This window comes from Streptomyces sp. 8N616, assembly GCF_052246385.1.
In the GTDB taxonomy this organism is placed as follows: Bacteria; Actinomycetota; Actinomycetes; order Streptomycetales; family Streptomycetaceae; genus Streptomyces.
This window is the reverse complement of the sequence record NZ_JBQQBY010000001.1, coordinates 43,664-57,332: the sequence shown is the minus strand read 5'-3', so window position 1 is coordinate 57,332 and position 13,669 is coordinate 43,664. Positions and strand designations below refer to the sequence as shown.

Below are 13,669 nucleotides of genomic sequence, written 5' to 3'. Positions count from 1 at the left end.
TCTCCCGAGCTGTCCTGAACTGCCCTGAGCGCGGCCCCCAGGGCTGTAAGCGCCGCCCCGGGCGCTGTTCCGAACGGTGCATAAGGCGCCCGGTCATCTCATATCGACCCTGGTTGTCCGCGGTTATCCACAGCCGAGTGACGTGAAGCCATATCGGCAGCAAGAATGCGTGGTGTGGCGTCGCATTCCGGAGCCGTCCGGGATGCGGTGCGCACGCTTCGGGGAGGGCCGGGTCCGTCGAAAGGGCCCCGGCCCGCAGAACGGGCCGAGGAGGGCCGGGTGACGACCTATGACGATCGAGCGAGCCTCACGGATCTGACCACCACAGCGGACCGGGTCCGCAGGTCGGTGGAGAACGTGATCGAGGGCAAGCCGGAGGTCGTACGGCTCTCGCTGACCGTACTGCTCGCCGAGGGCCATCTACTCATCGAGGATGTGCCGGGCGTGGGCAAGACCATGCTGGCCAAGGCGCTGGCCCGGTCCATCGACTGCTCGGTGCGGCGCATCCAGTTCACTCCCGATCTGCTGCCCTCCGACATCACGGGGGTCAGCGTCTTCGACCAGCAGCGGCGGGACTTCGAGTTCAAGCCGGGGGCGATCTTCTCGCAGATCGTCATCGGGGACGAGATCAACCGCGCCTCGCCGAAGACCCAGTCGGCGCTGCTGGAGTCGATGGAGGAACGGCAGGTCACGGTCGACGGGCAGACGTACGAGCTGCCCAGCCCCTTCATGGTGGTGGCCACCCAGAACCCGGTGGAGATGGAGGGCACGTACCCGCTGCCCGAGGCCCAGCGGGACCGCTTCATGGCCCGGGTCTCGATCGGCTACCCGAGCCCCGAGGCCGAGCTCGAGATGCTGGACGTGCACGGCGGCGCCTCGCCGCTGGACGACCTGCAGCCGGTGGCGCACGCCCACGAGATCGTGAAGCTGGTCGAGGCGGTCCGCACGGTCCATGTGGCCGACTCCGTGCGGCGCTACGCGGTGGACCTGGTCGCGGCCACCCGCAACCACCCGGAGCTGCGGCTCGGCGCCTCGCCGCGCGCGACGCTGCACCTGCTGCGGGCGGCGAAGGCCGCGGCCGCCCTGGGCGGCCGGGAGTACGCGCTGCCCGACGACGTGCAGGCCCTGGCCGTGGCGGTGCTGGCGCACAGGCTGCTGCCCACCGCGCAGGCGCAGCTGAACCGGCGGACGTCCGAGCAGGTCGTCACCGAGATCCTGCAGCTCACCCCGGTGCCCGACCCGTCGGCGCAGCAGTGGCGGCAGCCGCACGGGCACCGGCCACCGGCTCGCCAGCCGCACGGACCCGAGCCACACGGTCATCAGCCGCCCGGCGCGCGGAGGCTGTGATGTCCGGGGCACCGGCGCCGGCACCGGACGCCGGTGAGGAGGACCGGGGCGGCCTGCGGGCCGCGCTCGCCGGGCTGACGACGCGCGGCCGGTCCTTCCTCGCGGCGGGTGTCGCCGCAGCCGTGTGCGCCTACGTGCTGGGGCAGTCCGATCTGCTGCGGGTGGGGCTGCTGCTGGCCGCGCTGCCGCTGGTCTGCGTGGCCGTGCTGCTCCGCACCCGCTACCGGGTGGCGGGCAGCCGGCGGCTCTCCCCCGCGCGCGTGCCCGCGGCCTCGGACTCGCGCGTGCACCTGCGGGTCGACAACGTCTCCCGGCTGCCCACCGGGCTGCTGATGCTCCAGGACCGGGTGCCATATGTGCTGGGGCCCCGGCCGCGCTTCGTGCTGGACCGGGTGGAGCCGGGCGGACGGCGCGAGGTCTCCTACCGCGTCCGGTCCGATCTGCGCGGCCGCTATCCGCTCGGGCCGCTGCAGCTGCGTCTCACCGACCCCTTCGGGATGTGCGAGCTGACCCGGGCCTTCAGCTCGTACGACACGCTGACCGTGGTCCCCCGCGTCGAGCCGCTGCCCGCGATCCGGCTCTCCGGAGAGGCTTCCGGGTACGGCGACGGGCGGCAGCGCTCGCTGGCGCTGGCGGGCGATGACGACGTGATCCCGCGCGGCTACCGGCACGGCGACGACCTGCGCCGGGTGCACTGGCGGTCCACGGCGCGGTACGGCGAGCTGATGGTGCGCCGCGAGGAGCAGCCGCAGCGCACGGGCTGCACGGTGCTGCTGGACACCCGCCGGATCGCTCACCAGGGGGCCGGGCCGGACTCGGCCTTCGAATGGGCGGTGTCGGGCGCGGCCTCGGTGGCGGTGCACCTGCTGGAGCGCGGCTTCTCGGTGCGGCTGCTGACCGACACCGGCAGCTCGGTGCCCGGCCCCGACGGGGGCGGCTCCGGTGGGGACTCGTCGGACGTTGCGGGGCTGCTGCTGGACACGCTCGCCGTGGTCGAGCACTCCGCGAGCTCGGATCTCTCCCGGGCCTACGAGGTGCTGCGCGGCGGCAGGGAAGGCCTGCTGGTGGCCTTCCTCGGCGGCCTCGACGAGGAGCAGACGGCGGTGGTGGCCCGGATGCGGCAGCGCAGCGGGGCGGCGGTGGCGTTCGTACTGAACGGCGCCGCCTGGTCCAGGGAGGCCAGGGGCGACGGCCAGGAGGCGTTCGAGGAACGGCTGAGGTTGCTGCGGGAGGCCGGCTGGACCGCGCTGCCCGTCGGGCCCGGCGAGTCCCTGCCACACCTGTGGCGGCAGGCGGACGGACAGCATACGAGCCCGGGCACGGGCGCGAGCACGAGCACGGGCACGGGCACCGGCGCGCAGGCGGGCGGCGCGCGATGAAGCGGGGGCAGGGCACGAGCGGGGGTGCGGGATGAGCGGGCGGGGACGGCTGACGGTCTGTGCGGTGCTGGCCACGCTGATGGCGGCGTGCGCGCTGCTGCCGCTGGTCGAACCGGCCACGTGGATCGTGCAGGCGGCGTTCCTGCTGGGGATCGTGTCCGTGGCGGGCACCCTGACCCGCAGAGTGCCCGTGGCCAGACCGCTGACCGTGGCGGTGCAGGCGCTGGTGACGCTGCTGCTGCTGACGCTGGTGTTCGCGCGCGAGCAGGCACTCGGCGGGGTGCTGCCAGGACCCGATGTGTTCCGTGAGTTCGGCCAGCTGCTGGCCGAGGGCGCCGACGACGTCAGTCAGTACGCGATCCCGGCGCCGGTCACCTCGGGCATACGGCTGCTGCTGGTCGGCGGCGTGCTGCTGATCGGCCTGACGGTGGACACGCTGGCCGTGACGTACCGCAGCGCCGCGCCCGCGGGGCTGCCGCTGCTCGCGCTGTACTCCGTCGCAGCCGGTCTTTCCCCCGGCGGCGCGGGCTGGCTGTGGTTCCTGCTCGCGGCCTGCGGATATCTGCTGCTGCTCCTCGCCGAGGGGCGGGACCGGCTGTCGCGGTGGGGGCGGGTGTTCGGCGGTGCTCCCAGGGCTCCGAGCCGCCTCGGGGCGGGGCTCGAACAGAGCGGAGGCCCGGCGGTCGCTCCGGTACGCACCGGGCGGCGGATCGGCGCGGTGGCGCTCGGCATCGCCCTGGTGGTGCCCGCGGCCCTGCCCTCCCTGGGCGGCGGGCTGCTGGAGGCGCGGACGGGTGGCCCGGGCGCCGGGCCCGGCGGCGGCACGATCTCCGCCGTGAACCCGCTGGTGTCGCTGCAGAACAGCCTCAACCAGCCGGAGAACCAGGAGGTCCTGACCTACCGGACGAACGCTCAGAGCACGCAGAACATGTATCTGCGGATCGTCGCGCTCGACCAGTTCGACGGAAGCTCCTGGAAGCCGTCGGAGCGGAGAGTCAGCGACGTACCGCCGACGCTGCCCGCGCCCCCCGGGCTGAGCCCCTCGGTGCGGACGAGCCCTGTGGAGACGACGATCTCGGCGGCCGGCTGGTACCGCCAGAACTGGCTGCCGCTTCCCTACCCGGCCACCCGGGTCGAGATAGGCGGGCGGTGGCGGTTCGAACCGGAGGGCCGCACTCTGGTCGGCGACCGCGGACAGACGACGCGCAGCGCGCAGTATCAGGTGTCGAGCCTGCTCGTGGAGCCGACGGCGGATCAGCTGGCCGGCGCGGCGCCGCCGTCGGCCGGTCTGCTGAAGGAGTACACGCGGGTACCCGACGCGCTGCCCGACGTGGTTGCCAGAACCGCCCGCGACGTGACCGCCGGCGCATCCGACGCGTACGAGAGGGCCGTCAGGCTCCAGGACTGGTTCGCCTCCGACGGCGGCTTCACTTATGACACCGAGGTGCAGGCGGGCAGCGGGACGCAGGCCATAGCCCGCTTCCTGAAGGAGAAGGAGGGCTTCTGCGTCCACTTCTCCTTCTCGATGGCCGCCATGGCGCGGACTCTGGGCATCCCGGCGCGGGTGGCGGTGGGCTTCACACCCGGCTCGGCGCGGGCGGACGGCTCGATGTCGGTCGGGCTGAAGGACGCCCACGCCTGGCCCGAGCTGTACTTCGAAGGCGTGGGCTGGACCCGCTTCGAGCCGACCCCGACCCGTGGCACGGTACCGGACTACGCGATCGAGGAGACGCCCACGGGCGGCGCCACCGACCCCGGCCTCCCCCGGCCGTCCAGCTCGGCCGAGCCGTCCGCGCAGCCGACCCCCTCGCAGAGCTGCGGCGCCGACGAGCGCCGCCGCGGCGACTGCGGGATCCCAGCCGAGCAGGCGAGCGGCGGTCCCACGGACCAGGGGCCGCCCTGGGCCAGGATCCTGACCTGGACGACACTCGGGCTGCTGCTCGTGGCGGTCCCCGTGCTGCCCCTGCTGTGGCGGGTACGTACCCGCAGCAGACGGCTGAGCGGCGCCGGAGCCATGGCAGGGGACGCGGCCGTACGGATGGAGGACGTGGAAAAGGCCGGCGAAGACGCGGCGGCCGGACAGACGCTCGCGGCCTGGCGTGAGCTCATCGACTCCGGATGGGACTACGGCATCCTGCCGGACGACACCCAGACACCGCGGCAGGCCGCCGACCGGCTCGTCGGCAGCGGCAGGCTGGACTCGGCGGCGGCAGCGTCGGCGCGGCGGGTGGCGGCCGCGGTCGAGCAGGTGTTGTACGCGCCCGAGCCGCATCCGGTGCCGGGTCTCGCGGGCGACGTGCGGCGAGTGCGGGCAGGGCTGCACGCCACGGCGAGCCGGGGCGCCCGGCTGCGGGCGCTGCTCGCGCCGCGCTCGGCGGTGCGGGTGGTGTGGGCCTTCTCCCGCTGGTGGGCCGCGCTGGTCGCCCGCTGGGGCGTGGAGCGCTGGGCACAGACGCTGCGCCGGGCCCGGCCCAGCAAGCAGCAGGGCTGAGGCCGGACCGCTGGTACCGGCCGTTGGGAGAGGCGGTTGGAAGCGGCCGTTGGGAGCGGCGCGGCCGGTGCGAGCGACCGTACGACTGTGAACGTGCGTCTTGCGGGCGTGCGGCTGAGGCCGCGCACGTGAGCTGCGCGTGTGAAGCGCCATCCACGTGAAGGGCCGTGCCTGCGAAGGACAGAGCATGTGAACTTGTGAAGGACGGCCACCGCATGGTGGCCGCCCTTCACATGAGTTCGGTGAGGGTCAGTGACCCTGTTCGTCGCGGCGGCGCTGCCACCGCTCCTCGATACGGTTCATCAGCGATCGGCGCTGCCGAGGATGGTGGCGGCGGAAGTGGCCTCCGTGGCCTCCGTGGCCTCCGCCGTCCGCTGCTGGTGTCTGCGCCGGTGTCTGCTCGCCGGGCTTCGGCGCCTTGCGCCAGCCGGTCACCGCGAGCACGGCGCACCCCAGCATGACGAGGAAGCCCACCACGCTGATCCAGATCTGCTGGGCCACCATTCCGGCCATGAGGAGCGCGATACCCACCAGAAAGCCCGCCACCGCCTGGTAGACCCGTCGCCGGGTGTACGTGCGCAGCCCGCTTCCCTCAAGCGCTGTCGCGAACTTGGGATCTTCGGCGTACAGCGCTCGCTCCATCTGCTCGAGCATTCGCTGCTCGTGCTCCGAGAGCGGCACGGAGTCCTCCTACTCGTCGGTCGCGGGGGGCGACCGGGGTGCGACCCTTTCAGGATAGGCAGGGAATCGCCCCCGTGAAACCCGCCCCTCTGCGCCAATTCGCCATTCCGGACCGCCATGGCAGCGCAGGTGGTGGGCAGTGCATTCCCCGGCCTCCCGTCCGTCATGCCGGACCGTGTTCCCCGATCATACGGGGCGATGCGGCTGATCGGGTGGCGTGTGGGTTACTGCATCCGCCGATCGCTGCCGATCAGAGGCCTTGGCGGCGGACCGTGGGTCGTCCGGGAGGGGGACCGGCAGGACCGCGTAGGGCCATGCCCCACGGACCCGTACCGGCCCGTCCCGCTCGTACGGACCGCGCTGTGCTGGGCCTGCTCGTACGGGACTTGGCCTGCTTGTACGGGATCAGTCCGCGTCCCGCTCGGCGAGCACGTGCAGCTGAGTGGCCACGGCGTGGAAGGCCGGCAGCTCGGCCGCGGCGGCCTCCAGCTTGAGCAGGGCCTCCACCGCGCCCGGCTCGGTGTCGACCAGCGCTCCGGGAACGAGGTCCGAGAAGACCCGGACGCCGTGCACGGCTCCGACGGACAGGCCGGTCGCCGCGACCAGGCCGGTCAACTGCTCCGGAGTGAACCGGCGGGGCACCGGGTCGGCCTCGCCCCAGCGCCCGTCGGGGTCGGTGAGCGCGTGCCGCGCCTCCGTGAAGTGGCCGGCGAGCGCCCGGGAGAGCACGGCACCGCCGAGGCCCGCCGCGAGCAGACTCAGGGTCCCGGCGGGCCGGAGCGCCTCGACGGCGTTACGCACGCCCTCGGCCGGGTCGTCCACGTACTCCAGCACCCCGTGGCACAGCACGACGTCGTACCCGCCGCGCTCCGCGACGTCGAACAGGCCGTGGGCGTCGCCCTGGACGCCGCGCACCCGGTCGGCGACCCCGGCCTCGGCGGCCCGCCGCTCGAGGGCGAACAGCGCGTTGGGGCTCGGGTCGACGACGGTCACGCGGTGGCCGAGCCGGGCGGCGGGCACCGCGAAGTTGCCGGTGCCGCCGCCGGTGTCGAGGACATCCAGGCTCTCCCGGCCCGCGGCCTTCACCCGGCGGTCCAGGGCGTCCTGGAGCACCTCCCAGACCACGGCGGTACGGAGAGAGGCGCGGGGGCGCATCGGGTCGGACACAGCGAGTGGCTCCTCGGCGCGGGACCGCCGCGGACGGCGGGAACGAACTGGTGCGGGTGGTTCCCACCCTATGGCCTCCGGAGCCCATTGCCCTCAGCCCCTTGCGATCAGGCGCTCATCCCGCTGCCCCTCAGGCGCTCATTCCAGTGCCCTCATGCGCCCGTCCCGCTGCCTTGAGGCACTCATCCCGCGTCCGGCCTGGCGTCGATCCGCGGCTGCGGCAGCACCGGTTGCAGCACGAGCATCCGCTCCACGATGCGCAGGAACATCCCGGCGTCCCGCAACAGGTCGTCGGCATCGCGGCAGCTGACCGCATCGCGTATACCCGCTTCCGCGCGGGCGCGGCGGGTCGCGCCGGACGCGAACAGCATGCTCCACTCGGCGAGTTCGGGTGCCACCTCGGGCAGCACCTCCCAGGCGCTGCGGATGCGCTGCCTGCGGCGCGGTGTCGGCTCGGGCCTGCCGCGGACGGCGAGCACCGCGGCCGCGGTGCGCAGCGCGGCGAGATGCGCGATGGCGAAGCGCTCGTTCGGGGTCTCCAGTTCGGCCGCCTCGTCGAGGCCCTGATGGGCCTGGGCGAGCAGGCCGAGCGCTTCGGGCGGTGCGGTGGCCCGGCGCACTACGGGGTGCACATCGCTCGCCGGGCCGCTCAGGGAAGGGTCGGGACGGGTGGTGCGGCGTCGGCGCGCAGCGGCGGACGTTGTGGCCATGACGAACCTCCTGTCGTCGCGGACGGCTCTTGCCGTATGCCGACATCGTGGGGCACACCACTGACAATCGGCCCTGACCTGCAGTTTCCCCGCGTCTGGCCCGCTCCTGGGCCCTCCTGACCCCGCCCCTTGCCCGCCGTTGACGGGACGCGTTTGAGACAACCGCCCACCATGAGGCATACTTTTGCACTGACCAGTCAGTTCAAAGGGGAGGGTTCGTGGACAGCACCCCACAGGGGGCAGCGGTCACGGCCGTGAAGTTCGGCGTCGAAGGCCCGCGCGGCTGGGCGTTCCGGGACATCGACATCAGTGCCGAGCCCGGCGCGCTGATCGCCGTGACGGGCCCTTCGGGCTCGGGCCGCACCAGCCTGCTGCTCGCGCTCACCGGCCGTATGCGCCCGGGCGCGGGCCACGCCGAGATCGCCGGGCTGCGGCTGCCCAGGAAGATGGCCGCCGTACGCCGGATCAGCGCGCTGGGCCCGGTGCCGGGCGTCGCCGAGCTCGATCCGGCGCTGACCGTCACCGAGCATCTGCGCGAACGGGCCCTGCTGCAGCGCCGGTTCAACAGCTCGCTGCGCGCCCTGCTGCGGCCCAGGCGCGAGCGCGTGCAGGACGCCAGACGCCGGATCGACGGCGCCCTGGAGGCGGCGGGGCTGGACCTGAAGTCCCTGCCCAAGGGGCCGCGCACGGCCGTACGGGACCTGGAGCGGCTGGAGTCGCTGCGACTGTCGGTGGCGCTCGCGCTGATGGCGCGACCGCGGCTGCTGGCCGTGGACGACGCCGACCTCAAGCTCTCGGATGCCGAGCGCGAGCAGGCGTGGGCGCTGCTGCGCGGCGTGGCGGACGGCGGGACGACGGTGCTGGCCGTGTGCAGCCAGCCGCCGGATGGCGCGGTGGTCGTCCCCACCACGAAGCCCGGCAAGTCCGGGACAGATGAGACCGGCAAGACCGGCACAACCGAGACCGGCACAACCGAGACCGGCACAACCGAGACCGGCAAGTCCGAGACTGACGCGACCTCGCCCGACAAGACGGGCAAGACCGGCAAGACCGAGACCGACGAGACCGAGGAGGGGGCGGCCGATGCGCTCGCCGAGACTGGCCGCACTTGAACTGAAGCGGTTCGGCAGGGGGAAGCTGCCGCGCGCGGCGCTCGTGGCGCTGCTGCTCCTGCCCCTGCTCTACGGGGCGCTGTACCTGTGGTCCTTCTGGGACCCGTACGGCCACCTGGACCGGATCCCGGTCGCGCTCGTCAACACCGACACGGGCGCCACCACAAAGGGAAAGAAGATCACCGCGGGCGACGACATCGTCGAGGGCCTGCGCGAGAGCAAGACCTTCGACTGGCACGAGGTGAGCCCCGCGGAGGCCCGTAAGGGCGTGGCGGAGGGCACGTACTACCTCTCCCTCACCATGCCGTCCGACTTCAGCAAGCGCATCGCGTCGAGCTCCGGCGACAGCCCGGAGACCGGGGCACTCAAGGTCCGCACCAACGACGCGAACAACTACATCGTCGGGCAGATCTCCCGGAGCGTGTTCTCCGAGGTGCGGTCCGCGGCGTCCACGAAATCCGCGCGCTCGTTCCTCGACAAGATCTTCATCTCCTTCTCCGACATCCACGGCGCGACCGAGAAGGCGGCCAAGGGCGCCGACGACCTCGACGGCGGTATCGGCAAGGCGAAGAAGGGCGCCGGCGAACTCGCGAACGGCCTGACCGACGCGAAGGACGGCAGCCGTGACCTGAAGGACGGTGTCACGAAGCTGCACTCCGGGGCGCGCGACCTCAAGGACGGCTCGCGGCGGGTCGCGGACGGCACCAAGGAGCTGGCGGACAAGGTCAACGCCGCCTACGACGAGGCCGGTCCCTTCCTGAAGGACCACGGCGACGAAATCGCCAGCAGCGCCCGGCACGTCGCCGAGGCGAGCAGGAAGCTCAAGCAGGACCTCGCCAACCTGCCGACCCGGGCCGCCCAGGCCGCCAAGGACACCCGCGAGATCTCCGACCGGCTGGCGGAGAGTTACGCCCGCAAGTGCGAGGGCCCGGTCAAGCTCGAGATCACCGCCGACTGCTCCGACCTGAAGAAGCTCGTGGACGCGGCCGACAGCGCGGCGGACACGGCCGAGGACTTCAACAACCTCGTCCAGGACCACAAGAACCTCGACGAGTTGGGTTCCCACCTCGACGCCCTGAACCGCATGGCGCTCGACCTGGCCGACCGGGCCCCGACCCTGGGCAGCGACCTCGAGTCCGCCGTGGCGAAGATCAACGCGCTCAACAAGGGCGCACAGGCCGTCGCCAAGGGCGCGAGCACCCTGCACACGGGTCTGGGCTCCGCTCAGCAGGGCTCGGCCGACCTCGACAGCGGCATCAACCGGCTGTCCGGCGGCGCGCACACCCTCAACGGCGGCATGTTCAAACTCGCCGACGGCTCCGGCAAGCTGGCCGGCGGACTGCACGACGGCGCCGCGAAGATCCCCGACTACGACAAGCAGGACCGGGACGCCCGTACCGCCGTGATGTCCGACCCGGTGCAGCTCGCCTCCCAGTCGATGCACAACGCGCCCAACTACGGCACGGGCTTCGCCCCGTACTTCATCCCGCTGTCCCTCTGGGTCGGCTCGATGGTGGCGTACATGATCATCCAGCCGCTCAACCGCCGGGCGCTGGCCGCGGGTTCCTCGTCCTGGCGGATCGCGCTGGCCGGCTGGCTGCCGGTCGCCGCTCTCGGCGTGCTGCAGACGGCGGCGCTGATGTCCGTACTGCACTGGGGACTTGGACTGGAGATGGTACGGGCGGCCGGTACGGTCGGCTTCCTGCTGCTGACCACGGCGTGCTTCGCGGCCATCGTGCAGTGGCTCAACGCGCGCTTCGGGCCCGCGGGCCGGATCCTCGTCCTGGCGCTGCTGATGCTGCAGCTGACCTCGGCGGGCGGCACGTACCCGGTGCAGACGAGTCCGGGCTTCTTCAACGCCATCCACCCCTTCCTGCCGATGACCCACGTCGTCGACGGCCTGCGCCGGCTCATCACGGGCGGCGGCCTGGGCCCCGTCTGGGAGGGCTCCGCGGTGCTGGTCGCGTACACGCTGGGCGCGCTCGCCCTCACCGCGTGGTCGGCCCGCCGGAAGCAGGTCTGGACGCTCGACCGGCTGCATCCGGAGCTGAGCCTGTGACGCCTGTGATCAGAACGCGTCCCGCAGCGGGCAGAATCAGCCGCATGGACAGCAGCACCCGGCGCCGTCAGGCGACCCGCACCAGGCTCTACGAGGCCGCCGTCACCCTCATCGCCGAGAAGGGCTTCTCCTCCACCACGGTGGACGAGATCGCCGACCGGGCCGGGGTCGCGAAGGGCACGGTCTACTACAACTTCGCCAGCAAGAACGAGCTCTTCGAGGAGCTGCTGCGGCACGGCGTCGGACTGCTCACCGCCTCGCTGCAGCGGGCCGCGGACGAGACCGCGGAGCGCGGCGGCAGCCGGGTGGACGCGCTGGACGCGATGATGCGGGCCGGGCTCGTCTTCATAGACCGCTATCCGGCCTTCACCCAGCTCTACGTGGCCGAGCTGTGGCGTACCAACCGCGCCTGGCAGTCCACGCTGCTGGTGGTGCGGCAGCAGGCCGTCGCGGTGGTGGAGACGGTGCTGAGCGAGGCCGTCGAGCGCGGGGAGCTGAACGACGAGATCGACGTGCCGCTGACGGCGGCGGCGCTGGTCGGCATGGTGCTGGTCGCAGCCCTGGACTGGAAGGCGTTCCAGCCGGAGCGGTCCCTGGACGATGTGCACGCGGCGCTCTCCCGGCTCCTCCAGGGCCGGGTCAGCGGCGGATAGTCCGGAGGCGGCCGGAGCAACTCGGCTGGTCGGCTGCGCTGATCGGCCGTGCGGATAAGCCGCGCTGGTCGGCCGGGTAAGCCGGGCTCGTCGGCCGGTCAGGGCCGCGGGGCGGCGCGCGTACGAAAAGCGCGCTGCCCCGGCGCGGCTCGATCCCCCCGAGCCGCGACAGGGCAGCGCTTTCCCCCACGTCCCCCGTAGGCCCCGTAGGGCCCCCGTCTCCCCCGTGCTTTCCCCCGTCCCCCACCCCCCGACGGAGCCCCCGTTCTCCGTTTCCCCGTCGCTCCCCCGTTCCGTCCGGGGTGCCGCGCCGTTTCCGCCGCCCCGTGCCGGCGGTTCCGGCGCCGCGCCCCTTCCGTGGTCTCCACTCTTCCGTCTGCGCAGGTCGGAACCCATCCGCGCGGCTACTCATCCCGGCGGATAGGTATACCTACTCAGACGTCCGCTCCCGTCCCCACGCGCGCGTGGGGACGGCGGATAAGGTCTCGTCCATGGCACGGATTGCGGTGATCGGCGCCGGGATGGGCGCGATGGCGGCTGCGGCCCGGCTGGCCGTGGCGGGCCACCAGGTGGCGGTGTACGAGCGCGGGGAGACGTACGGAGGTGCCGTACGCCGCTTCGAGCGGGACGGCTTCGGCTTCGACACGGGCCCGGGTCTCCTGCATCTGCCCGCCGTCTACCGCGACTTGTTCGTCAAGACCGGCAAGGAGCCCCTGGAGCAGCGCGTCGAGCTCTCCCAGGTCGACCCCGCGAGCCGGCACGTCTTCCCGGACGGCACGGACGTCTCGCTGCCGAACGCCTCGCGCGCGGGCGTCGTCGCGGCGCTGGACGCCGCCCTGGGCGCGGGCGCGGGCGAGCGCTGGAGCGACCTGATCAGCCGGGCGCGGGACGTCTGGGACGCGACCCGCAGGCCGCTGCTCGAGGAGCCGCTCCGCGCGGACTGGAAGGCGCTCGGCAAGGACCCGTACCCGGCGGTGCGGCGCGGCCTGTTCCGGCGCGGCGCCACGACGCTCGCCGAGGTCGCGGAGCGCGAGCTGCACGACCCGCGGCTGGGTGCGCTGCTGGAGGGCCATGCCCTGGCGTACGGCTTCGATCCGCGCAGTGCCCCGCCGAGCGCGGTGGTACTGCCCTACGTGGAGCAGACATTCGGCAACTGGTACGTCCGCGGGGGCATGCGCGCGCTCGCGCATGCCCTCTACGAGCGCTGCCTGTCCCGGAAGGTGGAGTTCACCTTCGGCGCAGAGGTGGATGTCATCGCCGAGAAGGACGGGCGGGTGGCGGGCCTCGTGCTGATGGACGGGACCCGGGTGGACGCCGATCTGGTCGTCGCGGGCGTGGACCCCTGGGCGCTGGCCATGATGGCGGGTGACTCGCCCGTCGCGTACAACCGGCTGTGGGACGCCGACGACGTCCTGCCCCGGCTGCGCCGCCCCCGCGCCCGGTTCACGGTGCTCCTCGCCCTCAGGGGCGCGCGCCCCGAGGGCACGGCCCACCGCACCGTGGTGCACGCGGCCGACCGGGAGGCGGAGTTGGCGTCGGTCTTCGGCACGGGCCGCGGTCCCGCGGGACCGCGGCCCGTGCCGTGCGAGCAGCCGACCGTCACGGTGCTGCGCCCCGACGACCCCGCGCAGCGCCCCGACGACGGGCACGAGGCGGTCACTCTGACCGCGACGGTGCCAGGCCACGCCGAGGAAGCGCCGGACTCCGTCGACTGGGCAGCGGACGGCGTGGCGGAGGACTTCGCGGAGCGGGTGATCTCGGTGGCCGGGGCCGCGATCCCGGATCTGCGCGAGCGGCTGCTCTGGCGGGAGGCCCGTACGCCCGCGGACAACGCGGACGAGACGGGGACGGCGGGTGGCGCGGTGCCGGGACCGGCCCTGGCCGGGGTCCGCGGCGAGCAGCTGCGGGCCGCCAACCTGACGCGGCTGCCGGGGCTTTACACGGTCGGCGGCTGGTTCCACCCCGGCGGTGGACTCGCGCACGCCGGGATGTCGGGCGCGCTCGTCGCCGGGCTGATCGTCGAGGGAGACGACTGGCGCGGCTCGCAGTGAGCCGGGAGCGACCGGGGCG

At 73.1% G+C, this 13,669-nt stretch carries 10 protein-coding genes; 7 read left to right on the top strand and 3 right to left on the bottom strand.

The genetic code is table 11. The features are described 5' to 3' along the window. Positions 1–279: 279 nt before the first annotated feature. From ACTWQC_RS00260 to ACTWQC_RS00250, 3 genes are read left to right on the top strand one after another with little or no spacing between them, the layout of a single operon-like run. Positions 280–1,347, top strand: coding sequence for an AAA family ATPase (locus tag ACTWQC_RS00260; protein ID WP_443313389.1), 1,068 nt, complete (start codon positions 280–282; stop codon positions 1,345–1,347). Next, positions 1,347–2,726, top strand: a complete 1,380-nt coding sequence (locus ACTWQC_RS00255; RefSeq protein WP_443313388.1) for a DUF58 domain-containing protein — start codon at positions 1,347–1,349, stop codon at positions 2,724–2,726. The genes ACTWQC_RS00260 and ACTWQC_RS00255 overlap by 1 nt, the downstream gene beginning before the upstream one ends. A 31-nt stretch (positions 2,727–2,757) precedes the next feature. After that, positions 2,758–5,217 carry a transglutaminase family protein gene (locus ACTWQC_RS00250; RefSeq protein WP_443313387.1) on the top strand — a complete coding sequence of 820 codons (2,460 nt, stop codon included), beginning with the start codon at positions 2,758–2,760 and terminating at the stop codon, positions 5,215–5,217. Positions 5,218–5,466: 249 nt separating this feature from the next. Here ACTWQC_RS00250 and ACTWQC_RS00245 read toward each other — a convergent pair whose 3' ends face one another. The 3 genes from ACTWQC_RS00245 to ACTWQC_RS00235 form a co-directional block, all read right to left on the bottom strand. Then, positions 5,467–5,898 carry a DUF3040 domain-containing protein gene (locus ACTWQC_RS00245; RefSeq protein ID WP_443313386.1) on the bottom strand — a complete coding sequence of 144 codons (432 nt, stop codon included), beginning with the start codon at positions 5,896–5,898 and terminating at the stop codon, positions 5,467–5,469. 405 nt (positions 5,899–6,303) lie between these two features. Next, a complete protein-coding gene (locus ACTWQC_RS00240) occupies positions 6,304–7,065 on the bottom strand; it encodes a methyltransferase (protein ID WP_443313385.1) in 762 nt (253 codons plus the stop codon). Between the two features lie 182 nt (positions 7,066–7,247). Further along, positions 7,248–7,775 (bottom strand): SAV_6107 family HEPN domain-containing protein, encoded by a 528-nt coding sequence (locus ACTWQC_RS00235; protein WP_443313384.1) that lies wholly within the window; start codon positions 7,773–7,775, stop codon positions 7,248–7,250. A gap of 218 nt (positions 7,776–7,993) precedes the next feature. Between ACTWQC_RS00235 and ACTWQC_RS00230 the strand changes: the two genes are divergently transcribed. The 4 genes from ACTWQC_RS00230 to ACTWQC_RS00215 all read left to right on the top strand — a co-directional run bounded on the left by ACTWQC_RS00230 (position 7,994) and on the right by ACTWQC_RS00215 (position 13,650). Then, positions 7,994–8,887, top strand: coding sequence for an ATP-binding cassette domain-containing protein (locus tag ACTWQC_RS00230; RefSeq protein ID WP_443313383.1), 894 nt, complete (start codon positions 7,994–7,996; stop codon positions 8,885–8,887). Further along, positions 8,859–10,946 (top strand): YhgE/Pip family protein, encoded by a 2,088-nt coding sequence (locus ACTWQC_RS00225; protein WP_443313382.1) that lies wholly within the window; start codon positions 8,859–8,861, stop codon positions 10,944–10,946. The genes ACTWQC_RS00230 and ACTWQC_RS00225 overlap by 29 nt, the downstream gene beginning before the upstream one ends. A gap of 44 nt (positions 10,947–10,990) precedes the next feature. Beyond that, the gene (locus ACTWQC_RS00220) at positions 10,991–11,599 is read left to right on the top strand and encodes a TetR/AcrR family transcriptional regulator (protein WP_443313381.1); all 609 of its coding nucleotides are present in this window, start codon (positions 10,991–10,993) and stop codon (positions 11,597–11,599) included. A gap of 491 nt (positions 11,600–12,090) precedes the next feature. Then, complete coding sequence (locus ACTWQC_RS00215) at positions 12,091–13,650, top strand: phytoene desaturase family protein (protein ID WP_443313380.1); 1,560 nt, start codon at positions 12,091–12,093, stop codon at positions 13,648–13,650. Positions 13,651–13,669 lie beyond the last annotated feature (19 nt).